The sequence below is a fragment of the Agrobacterium sp. 16-2014-1-2a genome (genome assembly GCF_053522705.1).
The window spans coordinates 79,630-95,064 of record NZ_JBNWBX010000008.1 but is presented as its reverse complement, the minus strand read 5'-3'; the positions used below and the strand labels follow the sequence as shown (position 1 = coordinate 95,064).

General features: G+C 58.7%; 14 protein-coding genes. 4 read left to right on the top strand and 10 right to left on the bottom strand.

The window, feature by feature from the left end:
- Positions 1–18 precede the first annotated feature (18 nt).
- Complete coding sequence (locus tag ACQZ45_RS21095; RefSeq protein ID WP_035201433.1) at positions 19–1,278, bottom strand: alpha/beta hydrolase; 1,260 nt, start codon at positions 1,276–1,278, stop codon at positions 19–21.
- A 427-nt stretch (positions 1,279–1,705) separates the two neighbouring features.
- Between ACQZ45_RS21095 and ACQZ45_RS21090 the strand changes: the two genes are divergently transcribed.
- Genes ACQZ45_RS21090 through ACQZ45_RS21080 form a run of 3 tightly spaced genes read left to right on the top strand, consistent with a single transcriptional unit; the run spans position 1,706 to position 4,148 of the window.
- Complete coding sequence (locus tag ACQZ45_RS21090; protein ID WP_035200796.1) at positions 1,706–1,990, top strand: hypothetical protein; 285 nt, start codon at positions 1,706–1,708, stop codon at positions 1,988–1,990.
- Positions 1,991–2,029: 39 nt separating this feature from the next.
- A complete protein-coding gene (locus ACQZ45_RS21085; RefSeq protein WP_035252442.1) occupies positions 2,030–3,136 on the top strand; it encodes an HlyD family secretion protein in 1,107 nt (368 codons plus the stop codon).
- A complete protein-coding gene (locus ACQZ45_RS21080) occupies positions 3,126–4,148 on the top strand; it encodes a DUF2955 domain-containing protein (RefSeq protein ID WP_448742535.1) in 1,023 nt (340 codons plus the stop codon). The genes ACQZ45_RS21085 and ACQZ45_RS21080 overlap by 11 nt, the downstream gene beginning before the upstream one ends.
- 174 nt (positions 4,149–4,322) lie before the next feature.
- Here ACQZ45_RS21080 and ACQZ45_RS21075 read toward each other — a convergent pair whose 3' ends face one another.
- Together ACQZ45_RS21075 and ACQZ45_RS21070 are read right to left on the bottom strand one after the other, a co-directional pair.
- Positions 4,323–6,128 carry an adenylate cyclase gene (locus ACQZ45_RS21075; protein ID WP_448742534.1) on the bottom strand — a complete coding sequence of 602 codons (1,806 nt, stop codon included), beginning with the start codon at positions 6,126–6,128 and terminating at the stop codon, positions 4,323–4,325.
- A gap of 698 nt (positions 6,129–6,826) precedes the next feature.
- On the bottom strand, positions 6,827–7,744 hold the full coding sequence (locus ACQZ45_RS21070) for an AraC family transcriptional regulator N-terminal domain-containing protein (protein WP_448742533.1): 918 nt from the start codon (positions 7,742–7,744) through the stop codon (positions 6,827–6,829).
- A 156-nt stretch (positions 7,745–7,900) separates the two neighbouring features.
- Here ACQZ45_RS21070 and ACQZ45_RS21065 point away from each other — a divergent pair, with 156 nt between their 5' ends.
- Positions 7,901–8,287: a limonene-1,2-epoxide hydrolase gene (locus tag ACQZ45_RS21065; protein WP_448742532.1), complete on the top strand. Its 387-nt coding sequence runs from the start codon at positions 7,901–7,903 to the stop codon at positions 8,285–8,287.
- A gap of 146 nt (positions 8,288–8,433) precedes the next feature.
- Here ACQZ45_RS21065 and eutC read toward each other — a convergent pair whose 3' ends face one another.
- The 7 genes from eutC to ACQZ45_RS21030 are packed head-to-tail and all read right to left on the bottom strand — an operon-like array spanning position 8,434 to position 15,419.
- Positions 8,434–9,240 (bottom strand): ethanolamine ammonia-lyase subunit EutC, encoded by an 807-nt coding sequence (gene eutC / locus ACQZ45_RS21060; protein WP_448742531.1) that lies wholly within the window; start codon positions 9,238–9,240, stop codon positions 8,434–8,436.
- A gap of 1 nt (position 9,241) precedes the next feature.
- Complete coding sequence (locus tag ACQZ45_RS21055) at positions 9,242–10,633, bottom strand: ethanolamine ammonia-lyase subunit EutB (RefSeq protein ID WP_448742530.1); 1,392 nt, start codon at positions 10,631–10,633, stop codon at positions 9,242–9,244.
- 9 nt (positions 10,634–10,642) lie between these two features.
- The gene (gene hisN, locus ACQZ45_RS21050) at positions 10,643–11,431 is read right to left on the bottom strand and encodes a histidinol-phosphatase (RefSeq protein ID WP_065687655.1); all 789 of its coding nucleotides are present in this window, start codon (positions 11,429–11,431) and stop codon (positions 10,643–10,645) included.
- Positions 11,431–12,366 carry a choline/ethanolamine kinase family protein gene (locus ACQZ45_RS21045; protein WP_013637568.1) on the bottom strand — a complete coding sequence of 312 codons (936 nt, stop codon included), beginning with the start codon at positions 12,364–12,366 and terminating at the stop codon, positions 11,431–11,433. Before ACQZ45_RS21045 ends, hisN begins: the two co-directional genes overlap by 1 nt.
- A gap of 47 nt (positions 12,367–12,413) precedes the next feature.
- Positions 12,414–13,379 (bottom strand): phosphotransferase, encoded by a 966-nt coding sequence (locus ACQZ45_RS21040; RefSeq protein ID WP_236771542.1) that lies wholly within the window; start codon positions 13,377–13,379, stop codon positions 12,414–12,416.
- Positions 13,376–14,665 carry an allantoate amidohydrolase gene (locus ACQZ45_RS21035; RefSeq protein WP_448742529.1) on the bottom strand — a complete coding sequence of 430 codons (1,290 nt, stop codon included), beginning with the start codon at positions 14,663–14,665 and terminating at the stop codon, positions 13,376–13,378. The genes ACQZ45_RS21040 and ACQZ45_RS21035 overlap by 4 nt, the downstream gene beginning before the upstream one ends.
- Positions 14,658–15,419 (bottom strand): DeoR/GlpR family DNA-binding transcription regulator, encoded by a 762-nt coding sequence (locus ACQZ45_RS21030; protein ID WP_448742528.1) that lies wholly within the window; start codon positions 15,417–15,419, stop codon positions 14,658–14,660. Before ACQZ45_RS21030 ends, ACQZ45_RS21035 begins: the two co-directional genes overlap by 8 nt.
- Between the last annotated feature and the right edge of the window lie 16 nt (positions 15,420–15,435).

Here is a 15,435-nt window from a genome sequence, read left to right as displayed (position 1 = left end):
CGAAGGACGCTCGACCCGCTAGTGATGACATGCTTCAGTCGAAGTGTTCGGTGTGTTGCAGTGCGATGATTTCCGTGTCGTGCCACCTGAACCAAGAAGGGACTGAACGCCCCCGGCATAATTGTCTCTGGTGTCGGCATCGACGACGGCAACCGGAGCGGCAAGGATCAGCCCTGCGGTACTGCCCACTGCCGCTGCCGTGCCGGTTGTTGCTGCAAGGATCGTATCTCCAAGGCCAATCTTGCTGTCCGTCAAAGTCTGTCCATCAGAAATCCGGGCTCCAATCAGCCGGACGATCTCTGGCGACTCCGCGAACTTCCCGTGGTTGAGGCTGTCCCCGGCTTTGATCATGGTGAGGTCGATTACCGAGATCTGGCTTTCGGCCAATTCACTCTTGTAGGGAGGCTGCTCAGGGTCGATAGCGCCAAGCCTCGCGACGTTGCCCCACACTCGGCGGGACACGGCCAATGCCCGATCATCCCGGGAGACAAATAAAGTGAATTTCGGATGCTTTTTGCCCATGTCGGCGATCTGTTGCCGGAAGACGTCGACGTCGACGTCGGGAGATGCGAGCATCACATTCTTGAACTTGGCCGGAAGGCTTCCATTGCGAATGGCCATTTGACGAAGCGCCTCGAGCGCGAGCCAGTTACCCATGGAATGAGCAAGGATCGAAACTTCCTTCACCTGCTTATCCCTGGCCAGATATTGAAAAAGCAACTCCAGGGCATTGCGCGTATAGTTGGTGCTCTCGCGGTCGTAGCCGTACGCAAGTAGGCTTCCGCGCGACGGCCAGGTGACCAGTACGGGAGCGCTCGCTACGCCGGAATCCTGGACGATTTGGGCAAAGCGATAGACCGAGTCTTCAAATCGATTGTTGAAGCCGTGAATGAAGACCAGCACGCTGCCGTCACGGCTCTTTCTGACGGAAGCGCTCAGCCATTTCCGGGCATCGTCGCGGCTGATTTCCTGTGCCTTTAACGTCGCAAAATCAGTGGCTGGATTGGGAGGAATCCTTTTCGGCCAGGCAACATTACCAATCTTGCGGACATTTCCCGGAGGGATGGACACGGTGATCTCCGCGAAGGCCGCATCCCTTGCGCGTTCACCCGTAAACATCTCGCCTTTGTTCGCGGAGCGACTACGCGTTGTTGTGATCAGCATGTCCACCTTGGTGGATGTGGGGGCGCTATCGGCAACAGGGACAAGAACGTTTTTCGCGTGGCCGCCGCAACCAACGAGAGCTGCGAACATCACACAAAAAGGGAGCCTTCCCATTCGATATGGAAAGCGTCCGTTACGGAGGTCCCTTGTATCGTTGCCGTTCACCAGATCGCCCGCCGCCATATGTCACAGCTTTGTCCTCGCCACGTCGGCGCACAAAAAACCTATGCGAATGACGGGCTGTTTTCCCGTAACATCGGGTATGTTACGGGCATCCGGCGGACGATGCCGTCATCTGAATGCGTGAAAGTGTGGAAGTTGCCAGAGACAATCACACGCGGCCCCGTAACCGTCGTCTTTCTCGCCCGCTCGCTAGCCGTGTTAAAACATGCGAGACCTTGACGGTGCTGCAATCCGACCCCGGTAAGCTGACCGCACCAGCGTATATTACGGTAACATACTGCACGAGCCGCGCTTCATCAAAGAATATGCCATCGAGGCATTCGGCGTCGCCGTGACGCTGTGAGGGTGGGAGAGGACAATGGATGAAGGTGTGGCTGCGGTCAGGCTGCGGTTTCCCACAAGAGTTCAGGCCATCAACGAGCTTGCGTCGCGCGACGTCATATTCTGTGAAATCTGCCAGGATTTTGCCGAAGCCCAGACGGAGTTGGCAAGATGGGAGGCGGCTTCTTCCGATCCAGTCCGAGATGACCGTGTGGCCGAATACAGGGAATTGTTGGCGGCCCTTGGCAGAGAGATTGAAGATGCTCTCGCCCGAGCCACCGTTGTCTCTCTTCATCGCTCACCTGGTCCGCGCCCGGTGTAATTCCGCCGGATGGGCAGTTAACTTCGAAGGAACGAGATCGTGGCTTCCGAGATATCACACGAGCCTGTAACTACCCCGCCACCCCGCAATCCCCTGCGGAGGATCGCTTTCGCTGTCGTTTGTCTGGCGCTGGTCCTGTTCGTGCTGTCAATCTTCATGGAGCGGCGGACACCATCAACATCTCAAGCGCAGGTCCAGGCGTATGTCGTTGGTATAGCGCCTGAAGTCACAGGTCGCGTCGTGGAAGTGGGCGTTAACGACAATACGCGGGTGGAGGCCGACCAGATCCTGTTCCGAATTGATCCCCAGCGCTACCAACTCGCCGTGAACGAGGCGGAGGCCGGTCTGGCCAGTGTCGGCCAGTCAATCGGCGCATCGACCGCTGCGGTGGATGCCGCCCAAGCAAAGCTTGTCCAGATCCGTGCCGACAGGGACAACCTTCGCGACCAATATGCCAGGGCCTCCGAACTCCTCAAAAACGGCGTGTTTTCAAAAGCCCGTTTCGACGCCGCCAAATCTGCTTTCGATCAGGCAGAGGCCTCGGTTTCCGGTGCGCAGGCTGATCTCACCAAGGCCCGCGAGCAGCTCGGCCCTTCCGGAAACGACAATCCGCAACTGCGCGCAGCTCTTGCTGGATTGGAGAAGGCCAGGCTGGACCTGATGCATACCACAGTGCGGGCGCCTTCGTCCGGGGTCGTGACAAACCTTCAGCTCACCAGTGGCAAGGTCTTGCCAGCCGGCCAACCGGCCATGACCTTTATCGATGTGGGCACCATCTGGATCAATGCCGCGTTCAAGGAGAACAGCCTCGAAAATGTCGTCGTCGGCAACAGGGCGGAAATCCTTTTTGATGCCCTTCCAGGCCGACTGTTCCCTGCCACGGTAGAAAGCGTCGGCTTCGGTGTCTCGCAAGGGAGCACGGATCCGAGCACCGGGTTGCCAACCATGCGCAGTGACAGCGGCTGGGTCAAGGAAGCGCAGCGGTTTCCGGTCCGTCTCAATATAGATGAAGCTCAAAGACCCAAGGGCGGCGTGCGCTACGGTTCGCAGGCGACCGTCATCATCTATACCGGTAACAATCCGGTCACCAATGCTTGGGGATCACTCTGGATCCGTATCATGTCGGTGCTCACCTATGTCAACTGACAGCACCGCCGCCGAGCAGAAACGAAAAGGATTGCGGGTCACTCTTGCGGTTTCGATCGGCTTTGTGCTGGCGGTGTATTGGGGGGCCTTTGTTCCGTTCCTCGGGCCGCTTTTCGCCGCGCAATTTCTGCTGGGAAGCTCTCGACCGATGCCGCTTGCCAAGACACTTGGCGCGGCGCTCGTCATTCTGGTCGCGGGAATGGCGATGATGATCTTGACCAGCAGCCTCGGCAATCGTCCTGTTCCCTTTCTCCTGCTTCTGGGGCTAACCTATTTCCTGTGTTTTGCCTTACAGACGTCGGGAAAGGGCGGGCCTGCGGTCTTTCTGGTGTTGGTGGTCGCGATCATCGTTCCGCTGCTCGGTATTTTGAACGATGAGTTGGCCAATTCCATCCTCTCGATTCTCGTTGGTGGCGTGTTGTCGGGCACGCTTTTGACGTGGCTCGCCCATGCGATCTTTCCCGAACCGGTAGTTCTGGACGGAAGTGCCGCGCCATCCTTCGACCAGCCGCCGGCTCTGCTGAGAGCATTGGCAAATACACTGATCCTGCTGGCATCTGTCGTGATCTGCCTGACGAGCGACAATCTGACGGCCGCGGCGGTCATTCCGATCACCGTTGCATCCTTACTCGGCCAGCTCGACGTCGCCGCAAGCACGCGGGCAGCTGTTGGGCTTATAATGGTCAATCTATTCGGCGGCGTCCTCGCATCTTTAGCTTATGCGATCCTCACGCTTCGCCCCAGCCTGTTCTCGATCTTTCTGATTGTCCTTGTCGTTGCCCTCTTTCTGGGAGGTCGGGCAGCAGCTCGTACCAAGGAGGCGCCGATGTTTGCCGGTGCTCTGACGATTTTCCTTATCCTGTTCGGGCTCGGTGTGTCGCCCCTGCCTGGCAGTGCTGCGGAAAGCTTCGCCACCCGCATTGTCTATATCGCGTTAGCTTTGACCTACACTCTGTTGCTCGCCACCATTCTGTGGCCCCGAAGGCCGCACCTGAGAAGGATAAACCCATGAAAACGAAGCTCGTCTGATTTCTACAGCGGTGCGTGGATCTGGAAGTATCCGCGTAAGATGTGGGCGTTCGAAAAAGGCCTGAAGGAAAGAGATATTGGCGTCACCTTTCCTACCTGCCCGTTTGGTACGTCGCAGCGGGCGGCATTTCGATTTTCAGCGTATTAAGCCTCTGCGCTAGCGCGGCTGCAAATCCGAAGCACTGATGGTTATCGCGGCGGGTTCTTTAACCTTGGGAGGCAGCATTCCGGCTTTGCGAAGTCCCTCTACCAGTCGGTCACGATCACCTGGCTGTACGTTCCGCATCGCCAGTTCTTCAACGACGTTTGGCAGGAAGTCCGGGCGCATTCGAACGAAAATCTCTGCCTCGTGCCGGGCTTGATCCATCATTCCGGCATCTGCGTATATGACCGCCGCAACCGCATGAAACAGCGGAAATTTTTGCATATCAGCCTTGGTGATCTCGCGGACGGCGGTTGAATTGTCGTGGAGCATGTAGGCTGCAAGAGCGCGTGTGCCGTTATAATAGCCGCTGCCGCCTGGATTGAGTGCGATAGCCTGATCAAGCAGGTTGGCTCCCCGTTGCCACTGGCCGCCAAGGGCTAGTCTGGTGCCGAACTCGCCCATCAACTCGGTGTCGTTGGGGTTGGTAGCGAGGGCCACTTCGCCTACTCGCATCGCCTCGGTAAGCTCCCGGTTGAAAAACAGGGCCATCATCAATGCCTGAAGCCCTCGCGTGTTGCTCGCATCAAGCTGGGTCGACCGCCGCGCCGCGCGAAGCGCCCGCTGCAATGGTGTTTCCGGACCTTGGCCCCTATTGAATTTGAAGCGGTCTTCATCGAGATAGATGATTGATAGCATCGCCCAGGCAGTGGAAAAGGTCGGATACCGCGCAACGGATGTTTCCAGGCATTCGCGAACGTGTGCATGCTCTTCGGGGCTGAGCTCGCTACGATATGCGTAAAAGCGCAGGCTGCATTCGTATGCACCAAGATCCTGCGGTGGAGGATTTGCGGTGTCGGCCTGTGCCATCACACCATATGGCTGCGCAATGGCGGTGGCGACTCTTCTGGCCACGTCCGCCTGTATGGAAAACAGGTCTTTCGATCCGAGATCGTTGTCATAATCCCGGGACCAGACTATTTCGCCATCGTCGGTGTCCAGAAGACGGGCTGTCACCCGCAGGCTGTTTCCAGCAGTTCGCACACCCCCGGTCAGAAGATAACGGGCCCCAAGCTCTTCCCTAACTTTGGATACATCGACGTCCGACGGCAGCGCTTTGGACGTCTCGCGACCAAAGACCTTGATCTCCTTGAAGCGGGGCAAGGCAGTCAGAAGCTCCTCCGTAAGCCCGAGGCTGTATAACTGGGCGTTTGGTCCATCGCCCAAATTGGCGAAAGGAGCCACAATTAGGGCGGGTCTGTCGGGAGCCGTGCTTTCGACTAACTCTTCTGTTGGCGCCAATCTTGAGTGACTTGAGAATTGATAGGCAGACGCAGCCGTAAGCAGGACGAGGCAAGCAAGCGAAAGCCGCCTCACGCTCCACCATCGGACAATCGGCGATAGCTGTGATGTCGGAACGGACCCATTATCGACTTTCTTGGAAACGACCGCAGTATTCAATGAGAACACCGGGGCATATCCGCCCTTCGGTATGTCGATCCTGACCGGGTCCTTGTGACCTTCCACCAGATAATAACGTTCCAGCGAACGCCTTAGACGCGCGGCCTCGATCCGCACGACCGGATCGTCCTGCGTGAAGCTTTCATTGCGGCCGAATACCTCAATTGCGATGGAGTAACCCTTGATGCGGGCGGCCCGCCCGGCGATGGCTTCTTCGACAACATATCGCAGAAATGCGGCACTTCGCCCCAAGCCGGGAAACTCCGCGCTCGCGACGATGCGTTCGAGTTGCGACCGGATTTCCTCTACTCCCGGAGGGTCTCGTGCTGCAGTTGAAGCCGTGGACACCGTCGTCTGCATAGCCGCCTCCCGTCCCCCTCGAGATTCATCGCATGCGTGTAGTGTGTTGTGAGCTTACACCCGAGATATGGGCGCGTCCATTGTTCCGTCGAGCCGTCGCCTGTGAAAGCCCGCTGTTTTTGTCTTTATATGCGCATAAGGCTAACGCCTTGAGCAAACGTTTCGTTAGTTGCGGTGCCCGACGATTGCACCCGATCAGGCATTTAAGATCGAGGGCGAGCTGGTTGCCATGTTCTTGGCCTCCCAACAGCATGTCCCCTGTGGTGCTACATTTCCATCATCTATGCCGACTGATACGTCCGCTTTCCGTGGACGGCAACGCCGTAGTTTCGACTGTAACAGAGTTGACTCTGGCAACTGGGCAAAGCGCCTGCATTCCAGTCGTGAATTGCGAGGCGCTATGGCCGGCTGCTAGTCGGGCCTCCTGCAATCTGAGATGCTTGTGGTACTGACTAGGACTGAACGCTGTTATCGCCAGAAAATGGCGATGCAGGCTTGCGCGGCTCATGCCGCTGGCATCGCGATCTTCGAGATGGTCGATGCGGTGTTCGCGCCTCTTTTCCGGTACTTCGGTTTCATCGACCCAGCCATAACGCAGACGATATCTCAGGGTCTCACGCGCGTCACGCGATGGCGCGAGGCTTTGGCTCGACGAGAGAGCGTGGTTGCGGCTGTGGGTCGTGACTACTGTCAGCGGTTCAAGCAACCTCTGGCCGCGCACCGGGTGCTTTTGGCAGATTGATGGCACCCAGGCCAGCCTTCGTTCTTTTGGTGTGTTGACCCGGCGGCGCTCCGAAGAGACGCCTGTACTCGCGGCTGAACTGCGACGCGCTCTCATAGCCGACGGCGAACGCAACTTCGGCTGCACCTGCCTGGTTCGCGATCATGCGTCGGCGGGCCTCGTGGAGCCGGATATATTTCTGATACTGAAGCGGGCTGACGGCGGCGACGGCTTTGAAGCGATCGTAAAACACGGATACACTCATGCCGGCAAGTGCCGCGACCGCCTTGAAATCGAGACGTTCGGCGTAGTGGTCGCGTATCCAGGCCATTGCCTTTCGGATGTGCATCAGACGCGAGTCAGCCCCGGCAATCTGACGCAGCAGGCCGCCATGCGGCCCCATCAGTAGCCGAAACATCAGCTCATGCTCCAGAGACTGAGCCATGACCGGGATTTCGGATGGGCGATCGAGCAGTTCTACCAATCTCCCCCAAGCACCGAGAAGCGACGCGCTCGCGGTGCTGACGCCGTATCCCAATTCCATCGGTAACTCCGGCATCGCCGCCATCTCAAGGACGAGGTCGGACAGCATAGGCGGGTCCAGATATAAACCGATTGCGACAAACGGTCTGTCTGGCGACGCTTCGCAAACTTGGCCCAAGGCGGCAATCTCGGCTGCGACGATCATGCTTTGGCCGGGTCCGTATTCAAACATCTTGTCGCCGATAAACATGCGCTGCGTACCCTGGATCACTAGGGACGCCGCAGGATCGTAGATCAGCGGATCGACCTCGGTCGTATGGTCGAGAGTATACGCGAACAGTCGCGGCAATTTAAGACTGGGACGGCCAGCATGACGCATGGCGATGGCGCGTATTTTGTCGAGTTCGCTCATGGAGTCACCCTAAGTCGATTGCCCAGTTCTATCAAGTATTCCGGAAGATCAGGCAAGAGTGCCGGAAGTTTCGGCATCGTGGCATTGGGGTCGAAATCCTAATATCGCGGCAAGACAGAGGCCAACGGGGCTTCTGATGGCCCAGGAGAAACTGCCATGCCCACCCCAATCGAAACCGTTTCGGCTTTTTGCGCGACGTTCGTTGAAGACGGCGGAAGGCCAGCCGTGCGCCGCTGGTTCACACCCGCCACGCGCTGGGTCAATGAAGGCGTGTCGGTCACGACGGGCGCCGACGAGGCCATTGCGATGATCGACGGACTGGAGACATCGCTGGGAATATCGACAGTCCATATCGATATGCTCGCGGTTGCCGCCGATGGATCCCGCGTTCTCACCGAAAGGCTTGACCGGTTCGAGCGCGCCGACGGCAGTGAAATCGGGCGCGTGATGATCATGGGAATTTTCGAGCTCGAAGGCGACAAGATTGTCGAATGGCGGGACTATTTCGACGTAACCGCCGTCCAGAAGTTCTCTGCCGGCTAGCACGGCAGCTTGCGAACGATGATGTTGAGTGCAGGGACTATTGTCTCCGCACTCAACACAAGGCAGTCGACTGGACTTTCGACGACAGGCCGCAATCCTTCCAAAGCAGATGGGCCACGTCCCGAAGGCTTCGCACCGCAAAGACTTCAAATTGTCAGTAGGTCTTTAGCTGGAAGCGAATTGTCATGTCTTTCGAGAAACTCCACCATGGCAGCCTTGAGCGCCACGCCACTGACGCGGGTCCTCATCATATCCCTGGTCAGCGTCGCAATGATCTCGGCAGCTTCGCAGACCGGCAGACCACCATCCCTGATATTGGAGACACAATTTCGGCTGGAATCCAGGTTTCCCGACTTGGGACCGTAAGTGATGTAAGCACCGAGGCTGTCGGCAGCTGAAAGTCCCGGACGTTCGCCGACAAGCACGATCGTCAGTTTTGCACCTAATGCCTCACCGGCAGGATCGCCGAGCGCGACGCGCGCCTGGCTCGCCAGCACAATTGGTGCAGCCGTCAGGTTCAGGATAGCGAGCTTCGGAACAAGCGCCTCGATCAACGGCACGGCATTGAGATCGATTGCATGGGACGACAGGCCATCCGCGACGATAATTGCGACATCATAGCCATTGATCGTTCTCTCATTTTTCAGCCGTTTTTCGGATTCCGCCGCAAGCCGCCGGCCAAGATCGGGCCGCCGCACATAGGTGCTGCGGTCACTTGCCATGCTATCGACATTGACAGCCGGAAGGCCGAGACGATCGAGCCTGTCTGCCAGCGAGGGTCGGTCGACGCTCGTCCAGACCGCTTCGCGTGCCCGCGCGTGGTCGAGAAGGAAGGCGAGTTGGGCGCGTGTCGGAAGACCCGCGCCATGACGGCCGAGCAAAACACGCGCATCGGTCATATCCTTGATAGTGAGGTTTTTTCCGGCAGCAGTGGGTTCTCGCACCTTTTCCATGTCAGGCTCCGATCAATACGCTGTTGCGGACATAATTGGAAAGCGCGACAGGCTCGCCGACCAGCGCGCCATCTGGATCGGTCAGGCCGATTTCGAAAAGCCATTTCTCGAACTCTGGTGCGGGTGGCCGCTTCAGCGTCTCGCGGCAATAGACGGCATCGTGATGCGATAGCGACTGGTAGTTCAGCATGATATCGTCGGCGCCGGGAACGGTGATGACGAAATTGACATTGGCTGCGCAGAGGAGCGTCAACAGCGTATCCATGTCTTCCTGATCAGCATCGGCATGGTTGGTGTAGCAGACGTCGACGCCCATCGGCAGGCCAAGGAGCTTGCCGCAGAAATGATCCTCGATGCCGGCACGGATGATCTGCTTGCCGTTGAACAAGTATTCCGGCCCGATGAAACCGACGACCGTATTGACGAGCAGTGGATCGAACTCGCGCGCCACCGCATAGGCACGTGCCTCCATCGTCTGCTGGTCGACGCCGAAATGCGCATTCGCCGAAAGCGCCGCGCCCTGCCCAGTCTCGAAATACATGACGTTTGCGCCCGGCATGCCACGACCAAGCGACCGCCCCGCCTCATGTGCCTCCTTCAGAAGCGCCAGATCGATGCCGAAGCCGCGATTGGCCTTTTCCGATCCCGCCACCGACTGGAAGACGAGATCGACCGGCGCACCCCGTTCGATTGCCTGGATCGCCGTCGTTACATGGCCAAGGCAACAGGTCTGTGTCGGGATCGCAAGCTTTTCCCGCAATTCGTCGAGCAAGGAAACAATGCGGATATAGTCATCCGTCGCATCGGTCGCGGGATTGACGCCAATCACGGCATCTCCCGACCCCATCAGCAGCCCGTCGATGGCAGACGCGATGATACCGCGGCTGTCATCGGTCGGGTGGTTGGGCTGGTTGCGGGTGGAAAGCCGCCCGGCGAGCCCGATCGTGTTTCGGAATCGCGTCACGACACGTCGCTTGGCAGAAACAGCTATCATGTCCTGCAGGCGCATGATCTTCGACACGGCCGCGACCATTTCCGGCGTCAGTCCAAAGGTCACCGCCTCCAGCCGCTCATGCGACGTCTCGGGCTTGAGCAGCCATTCGCGCAATTCACCGACAGTAAGCGAGGAAACTGCGGAAAAGGCTGCCGGATCGTGCCGTTGCGCGATCAGTCGGGAAACCTCGTCATCCTCCGACGAAATGAGCTCCTCGCCGAGAAATGCTTTCAAGGGGAGATCGGCCAGCGCCATCTGGGCTGCCAAGCGCTCGACCGGGCCTTGCGCCGCAATGCCGGCCAGCTGGTCGCCGGAGCGCTCCGGGGTTGCTTTCGCCAGCAGCATTTTCAGATCATCAAAGCGGAAGACAGTCTGCTCGATTGTCGTCGTATAGGGCATTTGTTCACGTCACCGGTTGAGGAGGGCCAGGGCTTCGTCATGAAGTCTCGGGGTGGCCGACGCCAGAACCCGTCCGTCGGAATGGATCGAAAGCGCATTGCCCCGCCAGTCGGTAATGCATCCGCCGGCACCCGTCACAACGGGCACGAGAGCCATGTAGTCGTAAGGTTGAAGTCCCGTCTCGAGAGCGATGTCGCAATGGCCGGAAGCGATCAGACCATAGATGTAGCAGTCTCCACCGAAACGCCGCAGCCTGGCTTTGCGGGAGAGACGCTCGAAGCTTTCAGCTTCGCTGTCCACGAACATATCCGGCGAAGTCGTATAAAAACGGGCGCTTGAGATGTTCTCGCAGCCGCTGGCGTGGGCCGGCTTGCCAGCAAAGAGTGTCTCTCCCGGCCGGCCCTGCCAGCGTTCGCCGGTGGCCGGAATATCGATCAGACCACAGAATGGCTTTTCCTGAAATGTCAGTGAGACAAGCGTACCAAACAGCGGGAAACCGGTGATGAAGCTCTTGGTGCCGTCGATCGGGTCCAGCACCCATGTAAAGGCGTTACCTGCCTTTACGCCAAACTCCTCACCATGGATGCCGTGATCGGGAAAACGCGCCTCGATCATCTCGCGGAGATGTTTTTCGATCGTCCGGTCGGCGATTGTCACCGGGCTATCGTCGAGTTTTGAGATAACGTCGAGCGGGGTCCGGAAATAGGAGAGCGCCAGCGGACGCGCGGCGTCGGCAAGTTCCGCAGCGAAGGTGATATAGGTCGCAGCTTCTTGCGGGCTGATATCGGTGACTGGCATCAAAGGGCTTTCAGGAACAGGGGCCAACGGGGGTCGTGGATGATCGAGCGGGCGCGCATATGCTTCCAGATTCCGTACTTGTAAAAGTCGAAATCGAGGGTCGATATCCGGTTTTGTACCATCGCCCAGGTGCTCCACTTGATGTCGGCGAGTGCCTTGTGGACGATGAAGCGAGCGTGATGCGCCTTGTCGTAACGACCGAAATACTCCTCGATTATCTCGCAGTCGGTCGCCTCGGAATAGAACATCTCGCCACTCCAGATCGCGAGATCGTAGAGCCTCTCATTGTTCGACGCATATTCGAAATCTATCAGCTTGATCGACTTGTCGTCACCGATCAGGAAATTGCCCGGCATCGGGTCGTTGAAACAGGGAACCAGATCGAGCCCGGACGCCTCAAGCGCGGCGCGCGCCTGTCTGTAGTTGCGCAAGAGCCAGTCGTGGTCGAGCGGCCAGTGGCCGTCAAGCTGGCGCACTTGGTCGAAATGTTCCTCGATCATGTCGAAGACGGTTTTTGTCAGCGGCAGGGCAAGGGCATTGTGAAACTGCCGGTAGACGCGCACCGCTTCGTTGCGGATCGCCGGGTCTGCAAAATCCCTATGTGTCGAGGCGCGGCGACCGTCAATGAACTCGGCGATTTCGATGTCGAGGTGATCGAGATAGTCGAATGTCTTCGGGCCGATTCCGATCACTTCTGCCTGCTTGCTGGCGGCAGCGGCGGCCTTACGATCGATGAACATCTCGGTGCCGCGGCCGGGAATCTTTAGAAAATAGCCACGCTCTTCGCCTTCGACCTCGATGCGGAAATTGGTGTTGCTGATTCCGCCGGAAACCGGACTGTAGCGCAGCCGCCGTCCTTCCCAAGGTGGTACCTGGATGATTGCAGCCTCAACTGCCCGTTCGGCATCGGATCGTGCCATTCCCAGTTCATTCATAGTCTTGTTCCCGTTATTGTTTCTAGCCCGTTATCGTTATCGTATGCCTAGAGCGCTCTCAGCCTAGCCTCGAAATCCGGCTGGCCGAGCAGCATTCGGCAACGCAGGAACCGCCAGCCGGCATATTTCAGGAATTCGACACCCCGCGGCGGCGAACGAAGCTCCAGTACGAGGCTGCGCAACGCCCAGTAGAGGTCGTCTGCCGCCGCATAGACACGGCAGCGGTTGAAGTTTCTTTCGCTGAAACCTCCATCGTGCATTTCCAGCAACGGCCTCATCTGGCTTTCGAACTGGTAGAGTTCGTTCATCTGAACGCCGAGCTGGTAGTAGGGGTCGATGTCGGCGGCCATGTCAAAGTCCACGAGCTGCATTTTCCCGTCTGGGCCCAGCATGACATTCGAAACCTGCGGATCACCATGGGCCGGTTTCAGGTCCAGGCCGGCCGCTGAAACTGCCTCGCGGATCGGCGTCATCCAGGAGAGCATCCATTCGACATCGCCGGGCAGGCTGGCGTCACCGGCACTCACGATCGCCCAGAGCTGATCGATGCCGTCGAAGACTGACCATGTTCGGCCGGTGGAAACACCCCCTGCAATCGTCGTCTGCATCTCGATCAGGCGGGCAACAGTTTGCGGCTGCATCAGATCGTCGATCCTTGCCGCTCGCCAGCCGTCGCCAAGTCGGGCAAACAGCATGCTGGCCGTCCCAGCATCGTAACCAATCGGCTCTGGCGAAAGACCAAGGCTGTGAAAACGGTGTGCCGCAGCATTTGCGGTCTCGGCATCCACGAGATCGGTTACCTCATCGGCACCGAGACGCAGGAAATAACGTGCCTCCCCGTCTGTCGGCGCGACCACGAAACCGCAGGATTCGACGGCATGATAGGACGGCGATGCGACAGCTGCCGTCGCCGGCGCATAGGATGGGGTGTCGCCAATCACTGCGGAAAAGACTGAAAGCGCCTTCTCCGCGCGGGCTTCCATCGGTGATTGAGGAGAGCCCGATCTCTTCATTCGGCAGCCTCGCTGAGTTCGACAACTTTCAAACCTTCGCAGGCGATCTTGTAAAGCATGTCCGCCACTATCTGCGTGCCAAGGGCCTGGTCTTCAGGCGAGGTATACTCGGTCGGGTGGTGGATGACGCCGTCACGGCTCTGAACCGCCAGAACCACCGCCGGGCAGACATCGGAAACGGCAACGGCATCATGGCCGCCGATCGTATCGAGGTGACGGGCGCTCTGGCCGAGATGCGCCGCAGCACTTTGCGCAAGCGTCACCAGGCCCGGTGCGAACCTTCCCGCCTTGCGGCGGTCGATGGAGCGGACCTCCGAGGTGACGCCGGCTTTCATCGCCGCTTCCTCGATCTTGATCTTCATCTTGCGTTCCGCCTCCGTCAGGACGTCTGGCGATCCCGAGCGCAGCTCGATGAACAGCACGGCTTCGGCCGGCACGACATTGGGTGAATTGGGGAAGACTTCCAGGCGGCCAACCGACGTATGCAGGTCCAGTCCGTGTTCGGTCGATATCTGCTTGAGATCGGCGATCAGATAGGCAGCAGCAAGCAGCGCATCCTTGCGATCTGCCATCGGGGTTGCGCCGGTATGTGCCTGGCGTCCATGGAAGGCGAGGCGATATTTTGTCGCGCCCCAGAACCGCGTGAAGATACCGAACCGCTCCCCGGCGCGGCTGAGCGTCGTGTCACCTTCTATATGCAGCTCGATCAATGCGTCGGGAATTTCCACCTTTTCCTTGCCAGCATAACCGATCTCGTCCAGCGACTGGCGCACCGTAATGCCATCACCGTCGGCCCGTTCGAGCGTCCATTCCAGGTCAATGGCGCCGGTAAACACGCTGCTGCCGAGCAGGCTCGGCTGGAAACGGGCGCCTTCCTCATTGGTCCAGTTGACGATCTGGAAGTTGCAGGCGGACAACCTGCCTTCCGCCTTGAGACGTTCGCTGACGGACAAAACCGCCTCGCAGGCGGCGATGACACCAAGCGCTCCGTCGAACCGGCCGCCGTTCGGCTGGCTGTCGATATGGGAGCCGACCATGACGACGGGCGCATTTGCGCCCGCCAAGGTCATCTTGCCGAACTGGTTGCCGATCGAGTCCACGGCCTGCTCGAAGCCGTTTTCGGCAAACCAGTGCCCCAGCCAGTCGCGCGCCATTCCGTCTTCCCTGGAAAGCGTCAGGCGGGTCATCGAGCCATCGGGGCCGCCGCCAAAAGTGGAGAGGGTCTCCATCAGCATCTGGAGCCGCTCGGCATTGATCGGGACAGGGGAGGAGGAGACGTCAGGCATGTATGATTTCCACTTTGGATTGATTGAATTGATCTGAAAATTCCCGCGCGATGACGCCGCTGGTCACCACCGCGTCGATTTCGCTGAGGCCGAATGTGTGGATGGAGCCGAGGCGCCCAAACTTGGAACTGTCGGCAACAATGATCGAACGTTTTGCCTGGGCCTTGGCGACGCGGCGCAGGATCGCCTCGTCCTCGCCGAAATCCATGAACCCGCGTTCGGCGTGAATGGCGCTGATGGCGATGATCGCGAGATCGAAGAAATGCTCCTTCAGCGCGCCCACGGTCTCATGGCCGTATGTCGCCTGATAATCTGGGCGCATGCGACCGCCAAGAACCCGCACACTTGCCTGCGGCAGATTGAAGAAGTGGGCTGCGACCGCCAGCGAATTGCTGACAACGGTCAAGTCCTTGCGCGTCTCGATATGTTTCAGGCAGGCAATCGTTGTGGTGCCGGTATCGATGAACACCTTCATGCCGTCCTCGACCAGCGACGCTGCGGCCTCGCCGATCTTGGCTTTCTCGCGTGAACTGACGCGCAGTCGGTCGGTAAACGGCTGATCGCTTTCCTGCTGGTCAAGGACCGCGCCGCCATAGACGCGGCGGGCATAACCGCGCATCTCAAGTTCCTTGAGGTCGCGCCGGATCGACTCCTGGCTGACCTGCAGATAATCGGCAAGCTCCCTCACATTGACGCGCTGGGTTTGCTTCAGCATGTCGAGGATAAGCTTGAGGCGATGTTCGGTGAAACTCATGAATGCACCCTGGATT

Bases quoted from the DNA above. Each gene is read 5' to 3' on its own strand.
- ACQZ45_RS21095 (WP_035201433.1), bottom strand. From the start codon at position 1,278: ATGGGAAGGCTCCCTTTTTGTGTGATGTTCGCAGCTCTCGTTGGTTGC.
- ACQZ45_RS21090 (WP_035200796.1), top strand. From the start codon at position 1,706: ATGGATGAAGGTGTGGCTGCGGTCAGGCTGCGGTTTCCCACAAGAGTT.
- ACQZ45_RS21080 (WP_448742535.1), top strand. From the start codon at position 3,126: ATGTCAACTGACAGCACCGCCGCCGAGCAGAAACGAAAAGGATTGCGG.
- ACQZ45_RS21075 (WP_448742534.1), bottom strand. From the start codon at position 6,128: ATGCAGACGACGGTGTCCACGGCTTCAACTGCAGCACGAGACCCTCCG.
- ACQZ45_RS21070 (WP_448742533.1), bottom strand. From the start codon at position 7,744: ATGAGCGAACTCGACAAAATACGCGCCATCGCCATGCGTCATGCTGGC.
- ACQZ45_RS21065 (WP_448742532.1), top strand. From the start codon at position 7,901: ATGCCCACCCCAATCGAAACCGTTTCGGCTTTTTGCGCGACGTTCGTT.
- eutC (WP_448742531.1), bottom strand. From the start codon at position 9,240: ATGGAAAAGGTGCGAGAACCCACTGCTGCCGGAAAAAACCTCACTATC.
- ACQZ45_RS21055 (WP_448742530.1), bottom strand. From the start codon at position 10,633: ATGCCCTATACGACGACAATCGAGCAGACTGTCTTCCGCTTTGATGAT.
- hisN (WP_065687655.1), bottom strand. From the start codon at position 11,431: ATGCCAGTCACCGATATCAGCCCGCAAGAAGCTGCGACCTATATCACC.
- ACQZ45_RS21045 (WP_013637568.1), bottom strand. From the start codon at position 12,366: ATGAATGAACTGGGAATGGCACGATCCGATGCCGAACGGGCAGTTGAG.
- ACQZ45_RS21040 (WP_236771542.1), bottom strand. From the start codon at position 13,379: ATGAAGAGATCGGGCTCTCCTCAATCACCGATGGAAGCCCGCGCGGAG.
- ACQZ45_RS21035 (WP_448742529.1), bottom strand. From the start codon at position 14,665: ATGCCTGACGTCTCCTCCTCCCCTGTCCCGATCAATGCCGAGCGGCTC.
- ACQZ45_RS21030 (WP_448742528.1), bottom strand. From the start codon at position 15,419: ATGAGTTTCACCGAACATCGCCTCAAGCTTATCCTCGACATGCTGAAG.